Below are 22,573 nucleotides of genomic sequence, written 5' to 3' on the forward strand. Positions count from 1 at the left end.
GCTCCTTTCGCATTGTGCTCGCTACGTGTAAAAGCGGTTCGGAGCTTTAACTGGGATCCTTTGCATGGATGCCTCTTCGTTCAGCGCTGCGGATTGCCTGTCACTAGCCCCCACCCGTCTGCTCCTTTCGCATTGTGCTCGCTGCGGGTAAGAGCGGTTCGGAGCTTTAACTGGTCCCCTTGCATGGATGCATCTTCGTTCAGCGCTGCGGATTGCCTGTCACCGGCCCCCACCCGTCTGCTCCTTTCGCATTGTGCTCGCTGCGGGTAAGAGCGGTTCGGAGCTTTAACTGGTCCCCTTGCATGGATGCCTCTTCGTTCAGCGCTGTGGATCGCCTGTCACCGGCCCCCACCCGTCTGCTCCTTTCGCATTGTGCTCGCTACGTATAAAAGCGGTTCCGGGGGTAACATAAACTCTGTCGGCAGGTTTGGAAGAGGAAGAACTCTGCAAAAAACTCAGCGCTATAGGCTGGGCAGGCGCTATCAAAAGCACCTTACCGGATTACCTGCTAGTGGGCCGGGCGGGCTACAAAGCCTGAGCGTTTTTAGGGCTTAACTGGAAGTCGTGTTGATGATACCTGCGGAGAGCTAAACGGTTTTACTCAAAGCAGCTCGGCAGCCTGAGAGGTGGACAATCCCTGCGGTTGACGGGCATCCCGCAGCGCTGCGGCGAGGGCAGCAGGGATGCTGCACTCAGGGAGCGGCGGGCAGGGATGCCCGCTCGCGACCGGGCCGTCCGGCCCGGCGTCGGAGCCAAAGGCACCAGGCAAAGCCTGGCGCGAGGACGCCCGGCAAACGCTGGGATTGTCCACCGGAGAAGCCGATATTGCAGCCTGCACATCTAACCGGCAAACGCTGGGATTGTCCCCGGAAAAGCCGATATTGCAGCCCGGCGAATGCTGCGCTGGCCCACCGCCCCCGCAGCGGACCCGCTAACCAGCCCACACTGCCTGCCGTCGTAGCAGACGACACCCTACATCGCGGGCCACATGGACGCCTTAGAAGGTGTAATCCACCGCAGCGAAATAGCGACGGCCATCTTCGTTATAGCTATAGCTATCACGTTCCAGCGCCTTATCCCCCAGATTCATCACCCCCGCTTTCAGCTTCACTGCTTTAGTGACCCGCCAGCTCCCCCCTGTGTTCCATAGCATATAACCGCCCGGCGTCACGCCGTTGTTCTTCAGGGTCCGACGCTGCCCCGAATAGTTCGCCTGTAGCCAAAATGCCCAGTCCGGCAGCGGTGACCAGTCCAGCGTCCCGTTGGCGGTATGCAGCGGCAGCTCCTTCAGTGGCTTATTGCCCCCATCGCTAAGATCGCGTCCGTCGCTGTAGGTATAATTCAGCGTCAGCTTCCACGCGTCCGTAAAGGGAACAGAAACCTCACTCTCCACGCCGGTAATGCGCGCTTTATTCACATTGTAATAGCGGAAAATGGGCTTACCGTCCTTATCAAATCCCACAAAATTACTGTAGCCGGGTGCCAGCTCTTTCGAGGCGGTACGCGCCACGCTGATCATATCGCTAATATTGTTCTGGAAAGCCGTAATGCTGCCGGTTACGCCATCAAGCAGCCCGTCCTCTCCCGCATAGTAAAGACCCAGCTCTACGCTCTCGCTGGTTTCTGGCTTAAGATCTTTGCTTCCGACAATACTGCAGCTGCCGCGACAGGAGTTCGCCTGCCAGTCGGGGCTCAGCTGTAGCAGCGAAGGCGCTTTAAACGCGTTGGCCCAGCCGCCTTTCACCGTCAGGGTATCGCTGGCGTTATAAACCAGATAGGCGCGCGGACTCCAGTGATCGCCATAAGTCTGATGATCATCCATACGAACACCGGTGGTCAGCGCCAGCGCGTCGAAAATTCGCCACTCATCCTCGACAAAAAGCGCAAACTGGCTGGCAGAAGTGCGTCCACTGCCCGTCAGGTTGACCGGGTCCGTCAGCGTATCGTGTCGCATTTCGCCCCCGAAGGTCAGCAGCTGGCTGATATCGGCCAATGGCATAACCAACTTGCCTTCCAGCGCATTGTTCTGCGCCACGATATTATCGCTACCGGTATAGTTGTCTATCCGATCGCCGTAAAAGCGCAGTTCGGTATTCACCCCGCCCCAGCGGCCATTGTGGCCCAGCGAGTAGTTCTGCCGTTCCAGGCGGTTCTTGTCCAGCGAGTCGGAATCACGATCCTGACGGTTCACGCCGTAGCCCAGGGTCAGCTCCTGATCCTCCGTCGGCGTCAGCGTAAATTCCACGTTGGCATCGCGGGTGGTGTAGCCCTCAATGCGCGGCGAAAAGCCCGTCGCCGAAGTGGAAGACATCTGCTGACTGTCCTTTCCCCGTCTGCCCAGGCTACCGTAAATTTTAGCGCCCAGCAGATCCTCAACAATCGGCCCGCTGGTAAAGAAATTGCCATTTTCGCTATCACCACGATCGCGATGCTCCTGCACCGTGGCATCGGCGCTCAGCGTCCCATGCCACGCCCTGCCTACCTTACGGGTGATGATATTCACTACCCCACCCAGCGCATCCGAGCCGTAAAGTGAGGACATCGGTCCGCGCACCACCTCAATACGTTCGATGGCATCGGCGGGTATCCAGTTCAGGTCGAAGTCGTTATGTCGAAACACGGCATTACGCGAATTGACCCGCTTGCCGTCGATCAGAATCAGCGTATAGCTGCTATCCAGCCCGCGCAGGCTGACGCCTTTACGGTTATCGCCTTCGTTATTGAGCTGTATGCCGGGAACGTCGCGAAGCACGTCGCTGAGGTTTTGTACGGGCCTGCGTTGCAGATCTTCAGCGGTAATGACGCTGATGCTGGCGGGGGCGTCTTTGAGATTCACTTCTACCGAGGACGCGGTGACCACCATCGTCTCTTCTTTTTCATCACGTTCTTCAGCCGCAGCCGGGAACGTCAGAACCAGTGCGGAGGCGCACAGCCCACCGCGTAACAGAGGGTTTAATCTGAACATATCCTTCTCCTTGGTAATGCTTAATGTGTTATCAGTCCTTTTGCTCACACTTAAAACAGCCAATTTTACCGCTACCGGTTCACCGGTTTATTTTTTAATACGGGGCGAAAGCGCCCCGCTTACTGCTGGGGTAACGATGCGTAACCTTAAACATTACCCTTAAAGCATCTGAAGCATCAGAATACCGGCGCGGTGACCAGACCATCAATCAGCACCTGTGGCGTACCCTGAGAGCAGCGCTCAATGCGTCCTCTTACGCCGTAGACGCTTGCCAGGCTCGCCGGAGTGATAACCTCTTCCGGCGTACCGTCAGCGATCAGCTCGCCGTTTTTCAGCATCAGTACGTGTTCGCCGTGACGCAGCGCAATATTGATATCGTGTACCACGACCACGGTAATGATATTTCGCCTGCGGGTTTCCCGCCGAACGAGATCCATCACGTGAAACTGATAGTTCAAATCCAGCGCGCTCAGCGGTTCATCAAGCAGCAGAAGTTCTGGCCGACGGATAAGCGACTGAGCCAGACCTACCAGCTGTTTTTGACCGCCAGAGAGCTGGTCCAGATAGCATAAGGCCAGATGGGCAATACCCAGCTGATCCAGCAGGGCCATCACTTCCGCCTCGCTGTCGGCGCTGCTGCGGCCACCGGATGCGCGCTGCGCAACAATAATCGATTCCAGCACGTGCAGATGAACGCCTGCGGGCAGCGACTGTGGCAGATAAACCACGCGCTCCGCGCGACGGGCAAAGGGCAGCGACATCAGCTCACAGCCATTGACCCACAGTTCGCCCTGCGCGCGGTTTAGGCCTGCCAGGGACCGCAATAGCGTAGATTTACCGCAGCCGTTTGGCCCCAGCAGCACGGTGATCTTCCCACGTGGTAAACAGGGAACATTCAGATTACTGATGACCCTGCGCTTCGGATAACCGGCATGAAAACCGCTGATCGTTAAACCGTCCATCAGACCGTCCCCCGATGGCGCAGAATAATACTCAGGAAGAAAGGCACACCGACCAGTGAAGTGACGATCCCGACCGGAATAATCACTCCGGGGATCAGATTTTTCGACACGACCGACGCCATGGACAGCACCAGCGCGCCAGTCAGCGCACTCGCAGGCAGATAATAGCGATGGTCTTCACCAAAGATCATACGGGCGATATGCGGTGCCACCAGGCCAATAAAACCAATCGGCCCCACAAAGGCGACCGCCAGCGCAGAGAGAATACTGATGCGCAGCAGCGTACCCAGCCGCAGACGCCGCACGTCAATACCAAAACTCACCGCGCGGTCTTCGCCCAGGCGAAGCGCCGTCAGTTTCCATGAACTCATCATCGAGAACGGAACCAGTATCGCAAAGGCCAGCGTCAGCACGCCCAGCTTTTGCCAGGAGGCGCGCGCCAGGCTGCCCATGGTCCAGAAAACCAGCCCCTGTAGCGTGTCTTCGCTGGCGATAAACTGCATCATGGAGACCAGCGCATTAAACGTAAACACCAGCGCGATGCCAAACAGCACCACGCCGGAGGTGGCAACCTGAGTCCAGCGGGTCACGCCATCCAGCATCAGCGCGGCGATCAGCGCAAAGATGAAGGCATTGCCCGAAATAAACCACTGGTCAGGAATGCCGGGAATGCCGATACCCAGTACGATAGCCAGCGCGGCACCAAAGGCAGCGGCAGACGACACCCCGAGGGTGAACGGACTGGCCAGCGGATTATTCAGAATGGTTTGCATCTCTGCCCCTGCCAGGCCGAGCGAGAGTCCTACCACCACTGCCATCAGCGCATAGGGCAGGCGAATGTCCCAGACTATAACGCGCGTTCCGGCATCAACACTCTCCGGTGACAGCAGCGTCCGCCAGAGATCATGCAGGGAAAGCCCGGACGGACCCAACGTAAAATCCAGCATAAGCGAAGCGAGAATAGCCAGTACCAGCACGGCCATCAGCAGCAGGCGATAGCGAAGCAGCTGATGGTAACGTCCCATTACGCTCTCTTTAGGCTGTTTTTCGACGTACTGCATGGAGTCGTGGGTCACACTCATGGTTAATACCTGTAATTGTTCGCGCTGAGGCAGGAGAAGCAGCGGCGTAACAATAAAGCAAATGATAATGGTTATCAATGGTATTAGTAGTAAGAAGCTGTGACCAAAAGGGCGCGGAAGCCGCGCCCTGTGCGTATCACGCTGTCTGAATTAGCGATTACTGGAAGGGAATACCATCTCGCTGTACTTCACAAAACGGGTTTTTTTGGTCAGCCGGTAGCCCAGCCAGATAATCAGGAACAGCGGCAGACCAATATAGGTGGCCGCAACCGAATACCAGTCGATACGATCCTGCAAAAAGGCCTGATAGTTCTGTCCCAGGGTGATGGTCAGACAAAGAATAAAGGCAAAAATCGGGCCCAGCGGGAATAGGCCTGAGCGGTAAGGCAGTTCAGCGATCGAATGCCCCTGCGCGATATAGCCCCGACGGAAACGATAATGGCTGATGGCAATACCCAGCCAGGCGATAAAGCCGGTCATCCCGGAGGTATTCAGCAGCCAGAGATAGACCGTCTGGTTGCCAAACATCGAGGAGAGAAAACAGAGCCCGGCGACCACGGTGGTGGCATACAGCGCATTACGGGGTACGCCACCTTTCGACAGCTTGCCAAAAATACGCGGTGCTTTTCCTTCCCGCGCCAGGGTAAACAGCATACGGGTGGAGGCATACATGCCTGAGTTACCCGCCGACAGCACCGCCGTCAGGATGACGGCATTCATTACCGCCGCCGCCGAGAGCAGGCCCGCGTGTTCAAACACCAGGGTAAAGGGGCTTACGCTGATATCCTTCACGTCGTTACGCAGCAGGCGCGGGTCGGTATAAGGGATAAGCAGGCTAATCACCAGAATCGCCAGCACGTAGAACAGCAGAATACGCCAGAACACCTGGCGCACGGCGCGGGGGATGTTCTTCGCCGGATCTTCGGACTCACCGGCGGCGATGCCAATCAGCTCCGTTCCCTGGAAAGAGAAGCCGACAATCATTGCCACGCCGATCATGGCTGAAAAGCCGCCGGAGAACGGTGCATCGCCGATCTGCCAGTTGTGCCAGCCGGCATTCTCACCGCCGCGCAGAATGCCCGCGATCATCAGCACGCCAACCGCGATAAAGATAATGACCGTCACGACTTTGATTAAGGAAAACCAATACTCCGCCTCACCAAAACCCTTTACCGAGATGTAGTTAAGCAGAAAAATCACGCCCATAAATAGCGCGCTCCAGATCCAGCCGGGGGTATCGGGGAACCACCAGGTCATCACCAGCTGGGATGCCACCAGATCAACAGCGATGGTCACAGCCCAGTTGTACCAGTAGTTCCAGCCCAGTGCGAAGCCAAAGCCTTCCTCAACGTAGTTCGCGCCATAGGTGGCAAACGAGCCGGTGACCGGCATAAAGGCAGCAAGCTCCCCCAGGCTGGTCATCAGGAAATAGACCATCAGGCCGATCAGCACATAGGAGAGCAGCGCCCCGCCCGGGCCCGCCTGGGAAATGGTCGCACCCGAGGCAACAAACAAGCCGGTACCAATTGAACCCCCAATGGCGATCATCGTCAGATGACGCGCCTTTAACTCACGCCTTAGCGCAGGCTGTTCTGTTGTTTTTTTGTCCTTAACCATCTTGAAATGCTGTATCCTGGATAAATAAGGCGCGATTGTAACAAACTCCCCCCGCAGGGATAGTGATTCCACCGCGTTATAAGATAGGTTCATGATCAGCCCGGAATTATAAGCAACAGCCCCTTATCCCGCGTCAATGCCACGGTAATACTTATAACGCAGGCGACAGGGCAGGCATATCGCGGTCAGGCACTATTCGATACAGTCGCTGAGGAGCGCAACAGCGGTCGGGGACTATTCGATACAGTAGCTGAGGAAGCGCAGCAGCGGTCGGGAAAGATGTTTCTGCCGGTGGTGGATACGATACAGCGTCCGCTTGAGTTCGGGCAGAGGAATGGCCACCTCGCGCAGCGTTCCCAGCGCCAGCGGCTCCTCTATAACCCGGCGCGACAGGCAGCTGATGCCCATGCCGTGACGCACCGCATGCTTGATTGCTTCTGAATTCCCCAGCTCCAGCGCCAGCCTGAACTGCGGCAGATGGGAAAGCAGCAGATAATCGACGATTTCTCGCGTACCCGATCCCTTTTCACGCAGGATCCAGGTGGCGCTGGCCAGCGTATCGAGCGTGACGGGCTGGTTGAAGATATCTGCATCGGGTGCGGCAAACACCACCAGCTCGTCCTCCAGCCAGGGTTCGCTTATCAGATCGGGTCGGTGACACGGGCCTTCAATCAGGCCAATATCGACCCGAAAGTCGGCGACCGCATTAATCACATCCTGGCTGTTACCGACGCTCAGCTCAAGTGGCAAATCAGGATAATCGCGTCGCCAGCCGGCAATCATGCCAGGCAGCAGGTAATTGCCGATGGTACTGCTGGCATAAACCCGCAGGGCGCCGTTATCCTCACGAAACAGCTGCTCTATTTCCATTGCCTGTTCCAGCAGCGCCAGCGCACGTGGGTAGAGCAGCCGCCCATGTTCGTTCACCACCAGCCGTTTGCCCACCCTGTCAAACAGCTGGACGCCGAGCTGCCCTTCGAGATCGGCCAGTGCTGCGCTGACGGCCGACTGGGACAGCGACATTCCCTGTGAGGCCTGAGTGGTGGATCCACTTTTCAGTACCTCGCAGAACACCTCCAGCTGCCTTAACGTGATATGCATAACTTCCCCCTCTCCATCTGATAATGGCCCTTAATCTATCTCTAATAGTGGTTAATAATAAATATATAATCTATTTCTCTTTTAAACCAGCATTCTCCATGCTGTGCATATTGAAAAGGAGCGAGCCATGACTGATTTTACTTTCCCTACCTTCCCCGCGCGACCGCAGCGCTTTATTCCGGGATTGCTGATGGCGCTGCTGCTCGCCGCAGCCGCCACCTGGCTGAGCGCCCTGCCGATAATAGCCTCACTCGGGCTGGGTGCGCTAACGCTGGCGATTATTGTCGGGGTAGTTTTCGGTAACACGCTCTACTTTCGCGTTGCGACCCGCTGTGATGCGGGCGTGTTGCTGACAAAGCAGCGTCTGCTGCGGCTGGGGATTGTGCTGTATGGCTTTCGGCTGACCGTTCAACAGCTCACGGAAGTGGGCATTCGGGGCATCGCCATTGATCTGCTGACCCTCGGTTCAACCTTTTTTATCGCCTGCTGGGCGGGACGGCGCCTGCTGGGCCTGGATCGGGAGTCTGCATGGCTGATCGGTGCGGGCAGCAGTATCTGTGGCGCAGCGGCAATTCTGGCGACGGGACCGGTGATCAAAGCTGATTCAGCGAAAGTGGCCGTCGCCGTTGCCACCGTGGTGATTTTCGGCACCCTGGCGATTTTCATCTATCCCCTGCTCTACCCCTACGCGCATAGCCTGTTTCCGCGTCTGACGCCTGAAATCTGGGGCGTTTATACCGGGTCAACGCTGCATGAAGTGGCACAGGTTGTCGCTGCCGGACACGCCGTCGGCCCGGAAACTGAAAATGCTGCCGTGATCGCGAAGATGCTGCGCGTAATGATGCTGGCTCCTTTCCTGCTGCTGCTCAGTGCCTGGGTGAAACGTACGGCCAGCCAGAGCGGCACTCTAAAGACCAGGATCCAAATTCCCTGGTTTGCTCTGCTGTTTATTGTCGCCGTACTGCTTAACTCGCTGCATCTGCTACCCGCCTCGCTGGTTAGCGGACTTACGCAGGTCGATAATGTGCTGCTGGCTGCCGCAATGGCGGCGCTGGGGTTGACCACCCGGTTTGCTGACCTCAGGCAAGCCGGTACAAAACCCCTTATGCTGGGTGGACTGCTTTTTATCTGGCTGATCGCCGGCGGGGGCATTATCAACCTGACCGTACAGCATCTGTGGTCATAACTTACCGTGCAGCATCTGTGGTCATCGCTTACCGCCTGCGGTTATCATTGCAGCCTGAAAAGAGGCCAATAACAGGAGAGATGGCATGAAATATATTGGTGCCCACGTCAGCGCAGCGGGCGGCGTAGACAAAGCAGTGATCCGCGCCCATGAACTGGAAGCCACGGCCTTTGCGCTTTTCACTAAAAATCAGCGCCAGTGGCGGGCCGCGCCGCTCAGTAGCGAAGTGATTACCGCCTTTCGCGAGGCCTGTGAAAAATACCATTTCACCTCCGCGCAGATCCTGCCGCACGACAGTTATCTGATTAATCTTGGCCATCCGCAGCAGGAGGCGCTGGATAAGTCTCGTGAGGCGTTTTTAGATGAAATGCGCCGCTGTGAACAGCTGGGACTATCGCTACTGAACTTTCATCCCGGCAGCCATCTGCAGCAGATTGATGAAGAGGCGTGTCTGAAGCGCATTGCCGAGTCAATCAACATTGCGCTGGACCAGACTCAGGGCGTGACTGCCGTCATTGAAAATACCGCCGGACAGGGCAGCAATCTGGGTTTCCGCTTTGAGCACCTGGCGGCGATTATCGATGGCGTAGAGGATAAATCACGCGTCGGCGTGTGTATTGATACCTGCCATGCCTTTGCCGGAGGATATGATTTACGTACGGAGGCGGCATGCGTGGACACCTTTGCTGAATTTGATCGCACGGTGGGCTTCGATTTTCTGCGCGGTATGCATCTCAACGACGCTAAAAGTGAATTCGCCAGCCGGGTCGACCGCCATCACAGCCTGGGTGAAGGCAATATTGGTAAGACGGTATTTAGCTGGCTGATGAAAGATGCGCGTTTTGATGGCATTCCGCTGATTCTGGAGACGGTAAATCCCGATATCTGGAAAGATGAAATTGCGTGGCTCAGGTCAGAGCAGAAGCAGGTCTACTGACGACTCTCTGCCAGCGTGTTTCGGGTTGTTTATGCGGGTCGGGGGATCAATAAAAAAAGCGCGGTTACCCGCGCTTTTTTTCATCAGAGAGGTGTCAGGCTTTAGCCAGCTCCGACTCCGGACGCTTCAGTACCGCGTAGGAGAGGCCCGCCACCAGGGTACCCACGATAATGGCCATCAGGTAACCCATAACCGGGGTGATAGCACCGGGGATCAGCAGAACAAACAGGCCGCCGTGCGGTGCCATCAGCTTCGCGCCCACCGCCATGGAAATGGCACCGGTCAGCGCGCCGCCCACAATGCAGCAGGGCAGTACGCGCATCGGGTCGCGTGCGGCAAATGGAATGGCCCCTTCGGAGATAAAGCACAGGCCGAGAACCAGCGCTGCCTTGCCCCCTTCCTGCTGGCCTTTATTAAATTTCCTGCGCGCCACCAGCGTTGCCAGCCCCATTGCCAGCGGAGGAACCATGCCCGCCGCCATAATTGCCGCCATCGGCGCATAGGTTTGCGAACTGAGCAGCCCGACGCCAAAGGCATAGGCCACCTTATTGACCGGGCCGCCCATATCGGTACACATCATGCCACCCAGTACGGCACCCAGCAGCACCGCATTCGCCGTTCCCATATTCGCCAGCCAGTGGGTCAGCCCTTCCATGATTTTAGCAACCGGCGTGCCGACCACGTAAATCATCAGCAGGCCGGTGACCAGGCTGGCGATTAGCGGGATAATCAGAATCGGCTTGAGCGCCTCCATACTCTGCGGCAGCCTGAGTTTGGCGCTGATAAATTTTGCTGCATAGCCGGCAATAAAACCGGCAATAATGCCACCGAGGAAGCCCGCGTTAATGCTGGTAGCGAGCATGCCGCCAATCAGACCCGGCGTCAGGCCCGGGCGGTCGGCGATGGAGAACGCAATAAAGCCAGCCAGCACCGGAACCATCAGCGCGAATGCGCTACCGCCCCCGATTTGCATCAGCGCCGCCGCCAGCGTGCCCTGCTCTTTGAAGGCGGTAATACCGAAGGCAAACGACAGCGCGATGCTCAACCCCCCCGCTACCACCATCGGCAGCATATAGGAGACACCGGTTAACAGATGACGATAGGCGCCCGCGCCCTCTTTCTTCTCTTCACCCTGTGATGCTGAGCTACTGCCCCCTTTAGGCTGATAAGGCTTCGCTTCCGCGACCGCTTTATCCAGCTCCTGGGCAGTTTTCTTCAGCGCCAGTCCGGTAGAGGTGCGATACATTGGCTTGCCGGCAAATTTCGCCAGATCCACCTCAATATCCGCTGCCACGATGACCAGGTCAGCTTCTGCCACTTCTTCTGCCGTAATGGTATTGCCCGCGCCCACGGATCCGCGCGTTTCCACCTTAACCCACCAGCCGCGTTTTTTCGCTTCGGTATCAATAGCTTCGGCTGCCATAAAGGTATGCGCCACGCCGGTTGGACAGGCGGTAACCGCGACAATGCGTTTTGCCCGCTGTTCGCTTAGGGCACCTGCTGACGCCTGCGCTGGCAAGGCTGCTGGCGCGTGCCAGGTTTTAGCTTCGCTTTGCGCCGTGGTTAGCACCGCGTCTGGCTGGCGCATGAGCTGTTCGATATCAGCAACGTATACGGATTTCCCGTCAAGGCTGGCGTCGGCAGGGATACTTTTTCCTGCCACAATCACCCGATCTGCCTCAGCCAGGCTGTCGGTCAGCGTCACGCCCAGTTTCACCGCAGCGGCGGTTGCCATGTTTTTTGCCAGATAACCTGTCGCCAGGCCCAGCGAAGAATCAATTATCAGCAGCGTTTTCATTGTGCTTCTCCTGCTGTCAGTTAAATGGTTCCAGCTTGACGCGCGCCATCATAGCGGCCAGCTGGGTACGATCGGTAATGCCAACGTTGCTCTGACTGACGGCCAGGGCCGCCACGGCCGTAGCCAGTCGAAGCGTATGCTCGCTGGATTCGCGCATCAGCAGGCCATAAATCAGCCCACCAACCATTGAATCCCCGGCACCCACGGTGCTTACCACTTCACACGCGGGCGGTTTGGCAATCCATTCACCTGAAGCATTTACCCACAGTGCGCCTTCCGCACCCAGTGAGATCACCACGTGAGCAATACCCTGTTCGCGCAGGGCATGTGCCGCTTCTATTACTTCCTGTAACGTCGGGAGTTTGCGTCCGGCCCAAATCTCCAGTTCGCGTCGGTTTGGCTTCACCAGCCAGGGCGCAGCTTTAAGGCCCGCTACCAGCGCTTCACGGCTGCTGTCGAAAATAATGCAGGGGCAGTGGGTACGCAGCGCACGCATCCAGTCGGTAAACGCATCCGGGTCGACGCCGGCCGGCAGGCTACCGCTGACGCAGACCATATCAAACTGGCCCAGCCACGTGAGTGAGTCGGTCGTAAAACGCTCCCAGTCCTGCCCCGTAACCTCAAACCCCGAAAAGTTGAGGTCCGTTACGTCTCCGCCTTTCTCAGTGAGCTTAACGTTGATACGGGTACGGCCTTCGACCACCTGAAAGCGATTAGCAATACCCAGTTCGCTGAACAGATGCTGAAAGCCATCCTGATTCTCTTTACCAAGGAAGCCACCGACGGTGACATCGATCCCCAGGTCCTTCAGCACTTTAGCAACGTTTATCCCTTTACCCGCCGCATGCAAACCGGTGGTTTTTACCAGGTTTACCTCGCCCCGTTCGATTTCAGGCGTATAACCCACCAAATCGTAAGCCGGGTTCAGGGTGATAGTGGCGACGCGCCTGCTCATGATGCCCCCTCGCCAAGACCGCCAGAAATTGCCTCACCAATGGCCTTAATTGCCTGAGGTGCATCTTCACCGCTGGCGGTAAAACGCAGCCGGTGACCTTTCTTCACCCCCAGCGCCACAACCTTCATCAGGCTCCGGCCATTGGCTGGCTTGCCGCTTCCGTCGAGATTCGTCACGGTGACGTCGCAATTAAACTGTTTGATCACCGTGACCAGCGCGGTGCCGGGACGGGCATGCAATCCATGTTCGTTGCGAATGGTGAACTCTTCCGTCAGCACATCCGCCTGTTCCGAGACTTCACTGGTCAGTAGCGCAAGAATACCCGCTGCATCGGCACTCAAAAGGCGATCGGCTTTCTGGTTAATCAGCAGGTCACTGAGGTAGTTCAGCACGTTTAGCGGGCTGTCATCGTTGACCGCCACGGTCACCAGCAGCGCGGCTTTCTCACCGTCAACCTCAAAGGACGTGGCGCTGCGGCTGACGGCGACCGCGCTGGCAAGATTGCCCTCGGTGCTGTCGCTTAGCCAGACGCCCTGCCCCAGGTTAAGCGGGCGGGAGGCGATGACACGGCTAACAAAGGTCGCATCGACTGCCCCCGCCTGCTGTAAGCGGCCCGCATTAAGCGCCTGAAGCGTCATCAGATCGCCGGTGGCAACGTCGGTGGTAATCAGCGAAGTATCAAACTTAAATTCCCCTGCCAGCTTTTCGCCCATCAGCAGGCTACGCAGCGTTTCGGCTGAATCGGCGCTTTTTAGCTGCTCGGCCACGCTGTCATCGCTGAGAACGTGGGTCAGCTGACGCAGCAGCGCGAGATGTTCATCCGACTTTGCCGCGATACCAATCACCACCCAGGCGGTCTGATCCTCGCCCCAGGCGATACCCTGCGGAAACTGATACACCTGGACGCCCGTTTGCAACACCAGATCGCGGGTATCCGTGGTGCCGTGAGGGATAGCAATACCGTTACCCAGATAGGTTGAGGTCTGCTGCTCGCGGGCGAGCATACCGTCAACGTAACCTTCTCCCACGTTGCCCGCACGAGTAAGTGCGGCAGCAACCTGACGAATGGCATCCTCTTTGTTTTCGGCAGTGGCGCCGGGATGAATAGCGGACAGTTCAAGCTGGAACATAGTTCTCCTCGCTGCTTAGATTGAATCGTTTCAGCTAATTTATGAAACCGTGTACGCTCTCTGGTCTAACACGCTGAACGGACAACGCTGAAACGTTTCAATGAGTGTGTTCTTCTTCGCCTCGGCGATGCAAGTTTTACCGCTGGTTGGGTAACGATTTTTTGATGCCACGCACATTTTATCGCTTCTTTCTGGAATTATCGGGCAAAAAGCGTTCTCCGGGAGCGGGTCAGCTGAAGCTAAGCTGACCCCTCTCGCGCCGGGTAAATCGCAGAATGCCGGGGGCCGCCGCCAGGTAGGGATCCACACCCTGTCTCGGTTTTGCCTCTCGCATCCGGGGTTTGCAACAAGCTGGAGCGGCAGAGAACGCAATAAAGGTTAAGGTGCCGTTTCAGCTTCAAGCTGAATAAGCCAGGTCAGGGCTTCGTCCCGATGGGTGAAGCACATATCAGACCTCGCCTTTAAGCTGCCGCATACGCTGGGACGCAGGGGCGAGGTGAAGATCTTACACATGAAATTATCAGCAAGCTGGATACAGCGCGTATTCGCGGGCTTCCCCTGCGGCATGCCGGGGATGGGGCTGGAGATCGAAGGGGCTATGCAGCACGCTCCGCAATCGGTACGACATTCCATCAAAAGACCTCGGGGAAAAATCAACGGTAACGGAGCGTCAGGCAGCGCGGCAGGCATTTAAAACGTGAACATAGCAGGCGCCCTGAGTGAATACTATTCTTTAATGACATTCTGAGGAAAGTGTCCTGCATGACTGCCGTTCAGCACTTGCCTGAATCCTTGCGCAAGAGTAAGTTGTCGCGAGAATTTTCCCTGGCCCTTTTTACTGAGATTTTTATATGCCAAGAGCGAACGAAATTAAAAAAGGTATGGCCGTAAGTTTCAACGGCAAGCTGCTGTTAGTGAAGGATATTGACGTTCAGAGCCCGAGCGCACGCGGGGCATCGACGCTGTATAAAATGCGTTTTACCGATATCCGTACCGGTATGAAAGTGGAAGAGCGCTTTAAGGGCGATGACATTATTGACACCATCTCTCTGAGTCGACGTCAGGTGACCTTCTCCTACATTGATGGGGACGAGTATGTCTTTATGGACGACGAGGACTACACGCCCTATATCTTTAAAAAAGAGCAGATTGAAGAGGAACTGCTGTTTCTGCCCGAGGGCGGGATCCCGGGTATTCAGGTCCTGACCATGGACGGCCAGATTCTGGCGCTCGAGCTGCCGCAAACCGTTGATATGGAAATCGTGGAAACCACGCCGGGTATTAAGGGCGCCTCTGCCAGCGCCAGAACAAAACCAGCCACCATGATAACCGGCCTGGTTATTCAGGTTCCTGAATACCTGAGCAGCGGCGATAAAATACGCATTCATATCCCCGAGCGCCGCTATATGAGCCGTGCAGACTAATCAGTACGCGATAAATTCGGCAACGTCCTTGCGCGCGGCCGAATTTGTTATATTATAACAATTCCCGGGCGTGCTAATTGTAGTTGACGGTCATAATCCCCATTTTGTGCTGTGCATCGAGCCATTTCACCTGCGTTTGCCCCAGCTCAGCAGGCAACGCCTGCGCATCAGGATGCGTGATGTAGACCTGGGTTTTACCCTGCTTAAAACAGGATGTTCTGATCAAGTCGGACTGCTGGTCGATTTCGCAGCCGGGCGACACAATCGCGCCCTGAAAGGTAATGGTGCCAGAGCCTGCACTGGCCTGTGCCTCTCCTGCCAGAGCGGTTTCCGTCCATAGCGGGATGAGCAGACTGACCACAGTCATTTGCACTGCAATTTTTACGCCATTCATAGTTACCTCGTCGATTAACTGCTGGCACTTTGAAGATAGTCGTTGGTGGGCAGGTAAGTTAATTATCGGCATCGGTGAGCAGAAGATTAATTCACCTTTAGCTGAATGCGCAGAGAGAGGAAAAGATGGCACGAGTTAATTTAATCACCGGATTTCTGGGCAGCGGCAAAACTACCACCCTCCAGCATCTTCTTTCTCAAAAACCGGCAGACGAAAAATGGGCGATACTGGTTAATGAGTTTGGCGAAGTGGGTATTGATGGGGCCCTGCTGGCAGAGAGTGGCGCTATCCTGAAAGAGATCCCCGGCGGCTGCATGTGCTGCGTGAACGGCCTGCCGATGCAGGTTGGGCTGAATATGCTGCTTAAGCAGGCCCAGCCCGATCGCCTGCTGATCGAACCCACTGGCCTCGGGCACCCCAAACAGATCCTTGATATGCTCTCGGCGGATATTTACCGCCCCTGGCTCACGCTGGATGCCTCGTTATGCCTGCTGGATCCGCGCCAGCTGAGCGACAGGCGCACCGTTGAAAACGAGAATTTCCGCGATCAGCTGGCGGCGGCCGATATTATCGTCGCGAATAAGGAAGATCGCTGGCTTGATGCCGATCGGCAGGCACTGCACGAATGGCAACAGCAGGATCCACTGAGCCGTCCGGTCATCACCGCCTCCTTTGGCAGAATTGATGCGCAGCTTTTGCGCCAGCCGCGTAAAAACCAGCAGACGCTTCCTCAGCCAGCGCATCATCATGGCCAGCCCGCTTCGGGCCTGGCCGCACTAACACTAAAGCCTGATGCACGGTGGCGCCGTTCGCTAAATCAGGGCCAGGGGTATTTCGCCTGCGGCTGGGTATTCGACAGCGATACGGTTTTTGATACCGTCGGCCTGCTTGAATGGGTACGCCTCTCTCCGGTCACGCGCGTTAAAGGTGTGATGCGCATCCAGGAAGGGTTGGTTAGCGTTAATCGACAGGGTAACGACTTTCATATCGAGACCCGACAGGCTTCGCCACCTGACAGCCGCATTGAGGTCATCCATGAAGCGGAAGCGGACTGGAACGCGTTACAAACATCTTTGTTGCAACTTCGTTTAACTTTCATGTAATAATCTACGCCGTTACGATTTCTTAATTTAACCTTAAGACGAAATGACTGCTAAACGCTTACTTTCTATCCTGGTGCTTAATGCACTTGGCCTGGCGCTATTTTTCTCGTGGTATCTGCCCGCCCATCACGGTTTCTGGTTTGACATTGATAAAAGCATTTTCTACTGGTTCAATGAAAGACTGGTCACCAGCAAACCCCTGCTGTGGTTCGTGGCCATTACCAACTATCGCGCTTTTGATGGCGTCTCGCTGTTAGCAATGGGTGCGCTTTACCTGAGCTTCTGGCTGCATGAAACCCCTCAGGGCCGCCGTCGCATGCTGGCCATCGGTATTACTATGCTGCTGGCTGCCGTCGTGCTTAACCAGCTCGGCCATCTGATCCCGGTTTCGCACCCCAGCCCCACTAAATTCTTCCCGGACGTTAATCATGTCACGCGCCTGACCGGCATACCGACTAAAGATGCGTCAGCGGACAGCTTCCCCGGCGATCACGGCATGATGCTGATGATTTTCGCCTGCTTTATGCTGCGCTATTTCACTCGCCGCGCCTTTTTAATCGCGGTAGCGATAGTACTGATTTTTGCCTCTCCCCGCATAATGATTGGGGCACACTGGTTTACTGACGTGGTGGTGGGTTCGCTTTCAATTGTGCTGGTCGGCATGAGCTGGCTGTTAATAACCCCGGCCAGCGACTATCTGGTCAATGTGGTTAATCGCTATTTACCTGGAAAATATAAGCCCGCTAAGTAAATATTAGTCTGTTAATGCTTTGCAGCAGGCAGCATCGTAATGCTTACCTCATTTATTACGGTGCTGCTTAATACCCTTCTTCGCTCACAGACATAAACGCTTCGCTGGAAATAACTGAACAAAGAACGACGAGGGTGCCGCCCTGGCAGCAGTTTATGCCATAAAAAATGCTTTCAGACCGACATTTAACTACGTTCTGCATCATGCCCCTCTTTAACACCTGAATACCTTCTTTACCCTCATGATTCCTGCACATTTGCCGATAAAACGGCCATTTTAATATTCTTATGTTTCACATCATTAAAACCTATAAAAAAGACGCTAAAACCCCTCGCCATGCTGTCTGTAATCGGTTAATCTCATTTTCGATTAGGCCAACGCTGTAAGATATTTCCTTAATTTACACTTTTAACTGTGCTCTCTGGCACATTTTAGAGGTTCAGGAATTGTCTTACCCCTGTGCGCTAATTAATCTCGTTCCGTTTCGTAATATCTGACGACTTCGTCGTTAAGGACTTCAAGGGATCACAAACATAATGGTCAAGTCTCAACCGATGCTGAGATATATCTGGCGGGTTTTACCTGCTGTCGCCTTAGCGACGTTACTGTCAGCCTGTAGTTCGACCAACAGCAGCAACAATGCACAAACTGATACTCATGCAGTTAAGAGCCAGGACGGCTTTTTACTTCAAGCGTCTCAGGATGAATTCGAAAAAATGGTTCAGAACGTGGATATTAAATCCCGACTGATGGACCAGTATGCGGTCTGGAAAGGCGTTCGTTATCGCCTGGGCGGCACCAGCAAACGCGGCATTGATTGCTCTGCATTTGTACAAACCACCTTCCGTGAGCAGTTTGGTCTCGATCTGCCGCGCTCCACCTACGAGCAGGAAGACACAGGGAAAAGCATTCAGCGTACAAAGCTGCGCCCCGGTGATTTAGTGCTGTTCCGCGCCGGTTCAACCGGTCGCCACGTCGGCATTTATCTGGGTAACGATAACTTTGTCCATGCCTCAACCAGCAGCGGCGTGATGATCTCGAATCTGAACGACAACTACTGGAAGCATCGCTATCATGAGGCACGGCGCGTTCTGACCCGAACGCAAAGCTGATTTCGATCCCCTGAAGCCTGCGAAAAACGAGAGAGAAAACGCTGCCGCGGCAGCGTTTTTTTTTGCCTGCTGCCAGGCGTGATAACGGGATGTTGGCATTAACGGTGGGAGCTAAGTAACTTTATGATATTGCGCTTTGCTTTTATACTTTTCAGCTGCATGGTGACCACGGCCCAGGCTGAGAATATTAATGAGAGTTACGCGTTTGCACAGCTCGGCGAGCCTAAATATGCCGTCGATTTCTCCCACTACGATTATGCCAATCCCGCCGCGCCCAGGGGCGGTAATATTACGCTTTCGGCGGTGGGCACCTATGATAACTTTAATCGCTTTGCCTCACGCGGCAATCCTGCGGCGGGCACTGACACGCTGTATGACCGGCTGTTTACCTCATCAGAGGATGAAGCCGCCAGCTATTATCCCCTGATTGCCGAGTTTGCGCGTTATCCTGATGATTATCGCTGGGTGGAAGTTTCCCTGAATCCCCTGGCTCGCTTTCATGACGGCAGCCCCATCACCGCCCGCGACGTGGCCTTCACCTTTAACAAATTTATGACGGAAGGCGTACCGCAGTTTCGGGTGGCGAATAAGGGTGTGACTGCCCGGCCTATTTCCGCGCTGACCGTGCGGTTTGACCTGCCTGTGGGTGATAAAGATCGGGTACTGTCGCTGCTGTCGCTGCCGGTATTCCCGGAAAAATTCTGGCAGCATCACCGGCTGGATGAACCGCTTCGCACTCCACCTCCGGGCAGCGGTCCCTACCGGATAACCGCCTGGAAAGTCGGACAGTCTGTCACCTGGTCGCGCGTGAAGGATTACTGGGCGGCAAATCTGCCGGTGAATAAAGGCCGCTTCAATTTCGATACGATCCGCTACGACTATTATCTTGACGATAACGTTGCCTTTGAAGCCTTTAAGGCGGGCGCGTTCGATTTCCGCGCCGAGAGCTCGGCTAAAAGCTGGGCCACACAATATCGCGGCAGCAACTTTGACCGCCATCTGATTATTAAGGATGAACAGCCCAACACCGCCGCCACGGATACCCGCTGGCTGGCCTTTAATGTGCAAAAGCCGCTGTTTAAGGATCGCCGCGTGCGCGAGGCCATTTCGCTGGTATTCGATTTCGAATGGATGAATAAGGCGCTGTTCTATAATGCGTACCGTCGAACCGACAGTTATTTCCAGAATACCGAATACGCCGCGCGGCATTATCCCGATGCAAAAGAGCTGGAGATCCTTGCGCCCTTTAAGGGAGAAATCCCCGATGAAGTATTCACGCAAATTTATCACCCTCCCCATACTGACGGTAGCGGGTATGACCGCGATAATCTTCTCAGGGCGCTGGCCCTGCTTAAACAGGCAGGCTGGGAGATAAAAAACCAGAAGCTAACCAATCAGCAGACGGGGAAGACATTCAGCTTTGAACTGCTGCTGCGCAGCGGGGAGAATAATCAGTGGGTACTCCCCTTCCAGCACGCGCTGTCACGGCTCGGTATCCAGCTTACCCTTCGCCAGGTCGACAGCTCACAGTATCTGGCCCGTGCGCGCAGTCGTGATTATGATATGCGCCCCATCAGCTACTTTGCTTTCCCCATCCCCGATCCCTCACTGCGGCTGGTCTGGGATTCGGCGTATCTCGCCTCCAGCTATAATGCCCCGGGCGTCGCCAGCCCGGTAGTTGATGCGCTGATAAAGCAGATCATTCAGCACCAGGGGGATAAAAACGCGCTGCTGCCGCTGGCAAGATCGCTGGACCGCGTCCTGCTGTGGAATGATTACATGATCCCGATGTGGTATAACGCCCGCGATCGCTATGCCTGGTGGAATAAGTTCTCAATGCCGGCGATCCGTCCTGCCTGGTCACTGGGCTTTGACAGCTGGTGGTATGATGTCAACAAAGCCGCGCAGCTGCCGGCACAGCGTCGTTAAGGAGCAAAGAGTGGGTGCCTATCTGCTACGCCGGCTGCTGCTGGTCATCCCCACGCTGTGGGCGATTATTACCATCAACTTTTTTATTGTGCAGATTGCACCCGGTGGTCCGGTTGACCAGGCGCTGGCCAATATCGAGTTCGGTCAGAGCACCGGACTACCAGGCGGGGGCAGTGTTTCCGACAGCCATACGCGCGGCACGCCGAATTCGATGCCCGGCGACAGCCAGTATCGCGGTTCCCGGGGACTGGACCCGGAAGTGATCGCCGAAATAACCCGCCGCTACGGCTTCGATAAGCCCCTGTATCAGCGCTATTTCGACATGCTGTGGCACTACGCGCGCTTTGACTTTGGCGACAGCCTGTTTCGCAGCAGTTCGGTTATTCAGCTCATTAAACAGAGCCTGCCCGTTTCGGTGACGCTGGGGCTGTGGAGCACGCTGATTATCTATCTGGTTTCTATCCCGCTCGGCATCAACAAGGCGGTACGTAACGGTAGCGCCTTCGATACCTGGAGCAGTACGCTGATCATTGCGGGCTATGCTATCCCGTCATTTCTGTTTGGCATCGTGATGATTGTGCTGTTCGCGGGCGGCAGCTACCTGGACTGGTTTCCCCTGCGCGGGCTGGTTTCTGCCCGGTTCGACGCGCTCCCCTGGTATGGTAAAATTACCGATTATCTTTGGCACATTACGCTGCCGGTACTTGCCACCGTTATCGGCGGCTTTGCCACCCTGACGATGCTCACCAAAAATGCTTTTACCGACGAAATTCGTAAACAGTATGTGGTAACCGCCAGAGCGAAGGGGCTGGATGAGAAAAAAATCCTTTATCGTCACGTCTTTCGCAACGCCATGCTGCTGGTTATCGCCGGGTTTCCCGCCACCTTTATCAGCATGTTTTTTACCGGATCGCTGCTGATTGAAGTGATGTTCTCCCTCAATGGACTCGGCCTGCTGGGCTATGAAGCGACCCTGCAGCGTGACTATCCGGTGATGTTTGGCACGCTCTACATCTTTACGCTGATCGGCCTGCTGTTGAATATCCTTAGCGATATCACCTATACGCTGGTTGATCCACGCATTGATTTTGAGGGGCGCTAATGAAAAGGTTGAACCCGGTTAATCAGGCACGCTGGGCGCGTTTTTGCCATAACCGACGCGGTTACTGGTCGCTGTGGATTTTCATCGCGCTGTTTATCCTCTGCCTGGGCGCTAACCTGCTGGCAAACGATAAGCCGCTGATTGTCCGCTACCAGCAGCAGACTTATTTTCCCCTGCTGGTGAATTATACCGAAGCCGATTTTGGCGGCCCGCTGGCAACCGCGGCGGATTATCAGGATCCCTGGCTTAAGTCGCGCCTGAGCCAGCACGGCTGGGCCGTTTGGGCGCCGATCCGTTTTAGTGATAACACCATCAACTTCGCCACCCGCGTCCCTTTCCCCTCGCCCCCCTCCGCGCAGAACTGGCTGGGCACCGACGCCAACGGCGGGGATGTGCTGGCAAGGATCCTCTATGGCACACGCATTTCCCTGCTGTTTGGGCTGACGCTGACGCTTATCTCCAGCGTGATGGGCATCATCGCAGGCGCGCTACAGGGGTACTACGGCGGAAGAGTGGATTTATGGGGCCAGCGCTTTATTGAAGTCTGGTCCGGTATGCCCACGCTGTTTCTGATTATTTTGCTCTCCAGCATCATCCAGCCGGGATTCTGGTGGCTGCTGGGAATAACCGTGATGTTTGGCTGGATGCAGCTGGTCGGCGTGGTGCGCGCCGAATTCCTGCGCGCGCGCAATTTTGACTATATTCGTGCGGCGCAGGCGCTGGGCGTCAGCGACCGGCACATTATGTCACGCCATATGCTACCGAATGCCATGGTCGCGACGCTCACCTGGCTGCCGTTTATTCTGTGCGGATCGATAACCACGCTGACCTCGCTCGACTTTCTCGGCTTTGGCCTGCCGCTGGGCTCTCCCTCGCTGGGGGAGCTGCTCCTGCAGGGGAAAAACAATCTTCAGGCCCCGTGGCTGGGGATTGCGGCCTTCTTCTCGCTGGCGATCCTGCTGTCGCTGCTTATTTTTATCGGCGAGGCGGTTCGTGACGCCTTCGACCCCAGTAAGGTGCACTGA

At 55.8% G+C, this 22,573-nt stretch carries 21 protein-coding genes; 10 read left to right on the plus strand and 11 right to left on the minus strand.

Annotated features, from left to right (window positions below; translation table 11 throughout):
• Positions 1-601: 601 nt before the first annotated feature.
• The 6 genes from A1830_RS22750 to yieE all read right to left on the minus strand — a co-directional run bounded on the left by A1830_RS22750 (position 602) and on the right by yieE (position 7,727).
• Positions 602-838 (minus strand): hypothetical protein, encoded by a 237-nt coding sequence (locus A1830_RS22750; protein ID WP_156485021.1) that lies wholly within the window; start codon positions 836-838, stop codon positions 602-604.
• A 159-nt stretch (positions 839-997) separates the two neighbouring features.
• On the minus strand, positions 998-2,965 hold the full coding sequence (gene cirA, locus A1830_RS16205; protein ID WP_067708611.1) for a catecholate siderophore receptor CirA: 1,968 nt from the start codon (positions 2,963-2,965) through the stop codon (positions 998-1,000).
• Positions 2,966-3,141: 176 nt separating this feature from the next.
• Entirely contained in the window at positions 3,142-3,927 is a 786-nt protein-coding gene (locus A1830_RS16210) for an ABC transporter ATP-binding protein (RefSeq protein WP_067708614.1), read from the minus strand.
• A complete protein-coding gene (locus A1830_RS16215) occupies positions 3,927-5,009 on the minus strand; it encodes a FecCD family ABC transporter permease (protein ID WP_067708617.1) in 1,083 nt (360 codons plus the stop codon). The genes A1830_RS16210 and A1830_RS16215 overlap by 1 nt, the downstream gene beginning before the upstream one ends.
• A gap of 150 nt (positions 5,010-5,159) precedes the next feature.
• Positions 5,160-6,626 (minus strand): amino acid permease, encoded by a 1,467-nt coding sequence (locus A1830_RS16220; protein WP_067708620.1) that lies wholly within the window; start codon positions 6,624-6,626, stop codon positions 5,160-5,162.
• Positions 6,627-6,860: 234 nt separating this feature from the next.
• Complete coding sequence (gene yieE, locus A1830_RS16225; RefSeq protein WP_067708623.1) at positions 6,861-7,727, minus strand: DNA-binding transcriptional regulator YeiE; 867 nt, start codon at positions 7,725-7,727, stop codon at positions 6,861-6,863.
• Between the two features lie 127 nt (positions 7,728-7,854).
• On the opposite strand from yieE, the gene A1830_RS16230 reads away from it, so the two are divergent.
• Positions 7,855-8,913 carry a YeiH family putative sulfate export transporter gene (locus A1830_RS16230; protein ID WP_067708627.1) on the plus strand — a complete coding sequence of 353 codons (1,059 nt, stop codon included), beginning with the start codon at positions 7,855-7,857 and terminating at the stop codon, positions 8,911-8,913.
• Positions 8,914-8,998: 85 nt separating this feature from the next.
• Positions 8,999-9,850, plus strand: coding sequence for a deoxyribonuclease IV (nfo, locus tag A1830_RS16235; RefSeq protein ID WP_067708629.1), 852 nt, complete (start codon positions 8,999-9,001; stop codon positions 9,848-9,850).
• A gap of 94 nt (positions 9,851-9,944) precedes the next feature.
• Here nfo and fruA read toward each other — a convergent pair whose 3' ends face one another.
• The 4 genes from fruA to A1830_RS16255 form a co-directional block, all read right to left on the minus strand.
• Entirely contained in the window at positions 9,945-11,648 is a 1,704-nt protein-coding gene (fruA, locus tag A1830_RS16240; RefSeq protein WP_067708633.1) for a PTS fructose transporter subunit IIBC, read from the minus strand.
• A gap of 16 nt (positions 11,649-11,664) precedes the next feature.
• Positions 11,665-12,603 carry a 1-phosphofructokinase gene (gene fruK / locus A1830_RS16245; RefSeq protein ID WP_067708636.1) on the minus strand — a complete coding sequence of 313 codons (939 nt, stop codon included), beginning with the start codon at positions 12,601-12,603 and terminating at the stop codon, positions 11,665-11,667.
• Positions 12,600-13,733 (minus strand): fused PTS fructose transporter subunit IIA/HPr protein, encoded by a 1,134-nt coding sequence (gene fruB, locus A1830_RS16250; protein ID WP_067708639.1) that lies wholly within the window; start codon positions 13,731-13,733, stop codon positions 12,600-12,602. The genes fruK and fruB overlap by 4 nt, the downstream gene beginning before the upstream one ends.
• Before the next feature lie 378 nt (positions 13,734-14,111).
• Positions 14,112-14,333, minus strand: coding sequence for a YkgJ family cysteine cluster protein (locus A1830_RS16255; protein ID WP_231877653.1), 222 nt, complete (start codon positions 14,331-14,333; stop codon positions 14,112-14,114).
• On the opposite strand from A1830_RS16255, the gene A1830_RS23435 reads away from it, so the two are divergent.
• Positions 14,245-14,427, plus strand: a complete 183-nt coding sequence (locus A1830_RS23435) for a hypothetical protein (protein WP_231877654.1) — start codon at positions 14,245-14,247, stop codon at positions 14,425-14,427. The two genes, A1830_RS16255 and A1830_RS23435, sit on opposite strands and share 89 nt — an antisense overlap.
• A 157-nt stretch (positions 14,428-14,584) precedes the next feature.
• Positions 14,585-15,157, plus strand: a complete 573-nt coding sequence (gene yeiP / locus A1830_RS16260; protein WP_067708645.1) for an elongation factor P-like protein YeiP — start codon at positions 14,585-14,587, stop codon at positions 15,155-15,157.
• Between the two features lie 73 nt (positions 15,158-15,230).
• On the opposite strand, the gene A1830_RS16265 is transcribed toward yeiP, so the two are convergent.
• Positions 15,231-15,551 carry a type 1 fimbrial protein gene (locus tag A1830_RS16265; RefSeq protein WP_067708647.1) on the minus strand — a complete coding sequence of 107 codons (321 nt, stop codon included), beginning with the start codon at positions 15,549-15,551 and terminating at the stop codon, positions 15,231-15,233.
• A gap of 125 nt (positions 15,552-15,676) precedes the next feature.
• Here A1830_RS16265 and A1830_RS16270 point away from each other — a divergent pair, with 125 nt between their 5' ends.
• The 6 genes from A1830_RS16270 (at position 15,677) to A1830_RS16295 (ending at position 22,573) form a co-directional block, all read left to right on the plus strand.
• The gene (locus tag A1830_RS16270; RefSeq protein WP_067708650.1) at positions 15,677-16,654 is read left to right on the plus strand and encodes a CobW family GTP-binding protein; all 978 of its coding nucleotides are present in this window, start codon (positions 15,677-15,679) and stop codon (positions 16,652-16,654) included.
• Positions 16,655-16,697: 43 nt separating this feature from the next.
• Positions 16,698-17,405, plus strand: coding sequence for a phosphatase PAP2 family protein (locus A1830_RS16275; protein WP_067708653.1), 708 nt, complete (start codon positions 16,698-16,700; stop codon positions 17,403-17,405).
• Between the two features lie 536 nt (positions 17,406-17,941).
• Positions 17,942-18,517 (plus strand): bifunctional murein DD-endopeptidase/murein LD-carboxypeptidase, encoded by a 576-nt coding sequence (gene mepS, locus A1830_RS16280; protein WP_067708656.1) that lies wholly within the window; start codon positions 17,942-17,944, stop codon positions 18,515-18,517.
• Positions 18,518-18,640: 123 nt separating this feature from the next.
• The gene (locus A1830_RS16285) at positions 18,641-20,446 is read left to right on the plus strand and encodes an extracellular solute-binding protein (RefSeq protein ID WP_067708659.1); all 1,806 of its coding nucleotides are present in this window, start codon (positions 18,641-18,643) and stop codon (positions 20,444-20,446) included.
• A 10-nt stretch (positions 20,447-20,456) separates the two neighbouring features.
• Complete coding sequence (locus tag A1830_RS16290) at positions 20,457-21,548, plus strand: microcin C ABC transporter permease YejB (RefSeq protein ID WP_067708662.1); 1,092 nt, start codon at positions 20,457-20,459, stop codon at positions 21,546-21,548.
• Entirely contained in the window at positions 21,548-22,573 is a 1,026-nt protein-coding gene (locus A1830_RS16295; protein ID WP_067708665.1) for a microcin C ABC transporter permease, read from the plus strand. Before A1830_RS16290 ends, A1830_RS16295 begins: the two co-directional genes overlap by 1 nt.

The sequence above is a fragment of the Erwinia sp. ErVv1 genome (genome assembly GCF_900068895.1).
In the GTDB taxonomy this organism is placed as follows: Bacteria; Pseudomonadota; Gammaproteobacteria; order Enterobacterales; family Enterobacteriaceae; genus Erwinia.

Excerpts from the sequence above, each read along its gene's own strand:
- cirA (WP_067708611.1), bottom strand. The coding sequence starts at position 2,965 with ATGTTCAGATTAAACCCTCTGTTACGCGGTGGGCTGTGCGCCTCCGCA.
- A1830_RS16210 (WP_067708614.1), bottom strand. The coding sequence starts at position 3,927 with ATGGACGGTTTAACGATCAGCGGTTTTCATGCCGGTTATCCGAAGCGC.
- A1830_RS16215 (WP_067708617.1), bottom strand. The coding sequence starts at position 5,009 with ATGAGTGTGACCCACGACTCCATGCAGTACGTCGAAAAACAGCCTAAA.
- A1830_RS16220 (WP_067708620.1), bottom strand. The coding sequence starts at position 6,626 with ATGGTTAAGGACAAAAAAACAACAGAACAGCCTGCGCTAAGGCGTGAG.
- yieE (WP_067708623.1), bottom strand. The coding sequence starts at position 7,727 with ATGCATATCACGTTAAGGCAGCTGGAGGTGTTCTGCGAGGTACTGAAA.
- A1830_RS16230 (WP_067708627.1), top strand. The coding sequence starts at position 7,855 with ATGACTGATTTTACTTTCCCTACCTTCCCCGCGCGACCGCAGCGCTTT.
- nfo (WP_067708629.1), top strand. The coding sequence starts at position 8,999 with ATGAAATATATTGGTGCCCACGTCAGCGCAGCGGGCGGCGTAGACAAA.
- fruA (WP_067708633.1), bottom strand. The coding sequence starts at position 11,648 with ATGAAAACGCTGCTGATAATTGATTCTTCGCTGGGCCTGGCGACAGGT.
- fruK (WP_067708636.1), bottom strand. The coding sequence starts at position 12,603 with ATGAGCAGGCGCGTCGCCACTATCACCCTGAACCCGGCTTACGATTTG.
- fruB (WP_067708639.1), bottom strand. The coding sequence starts at position 13,733 with ATGTTCCAGCTTGAACTGTCCGCTATTCATCCCGGCGCCACTGCCGAA.
- A1830_RS23435 (WP_231877654.1), top strand. The coding sequence starts at position 14,245 with ATGAAATTATCAGCAAGCTGGATACAGCGCGTATTCGCGGGCTTCCCC.
- yeiP (WP_067708645.1), top strand. The coding sequence starts at position 14,585 with ATGCCAAGAGCGAACGAAATTAAAAAAGGTATGGCCGTAAGTTTCAAC.
- A1830_RS16265 (WP_067708647.1), bottom strand. The coding sequence starts at position 15,551 with ATGAATGGCGTAAAAATTGCAGTGCAAATGACTGTGGTCAGTCTGCTC.
- A1830_RS16270 (WP_067708650.1), top strand. The coding sequence starts at position 15,677 with ATGGCACGAGTTAATTTAATCACCGGATTTCTGGGCAGCGGCAAAACT.
- A1830_RS16275 (WP_067708653.1), top strand. The coding sequence starts at position 16,698 with ATGACTGCTAAACGCTTACTTTCTATCCTGGTGCTTAATGCACTTGGC.
- mepS (WP_067708656.1), top strand. The coding sequence starts at position 17,942 with ATGGTCAAGTCTCAACCGATGCTGAGATATATCTGGCGGGTTTTACCT.
- A1830_RS16285 (WP_067708659.1), top strand. The coding sequence starts at position 18,641 with ATGATATTGCGCTTTGCTTTTATACTTTTCAGCTGCATGGTGACCACG.
- A1830_RS16295 (WP_067708665.1), top strand. The coding sequence starts at position 21,548 with ATGAAAAGGTTGAACCCGGTTAATCAGGCACGCTGGGCGCGTTTTTGC.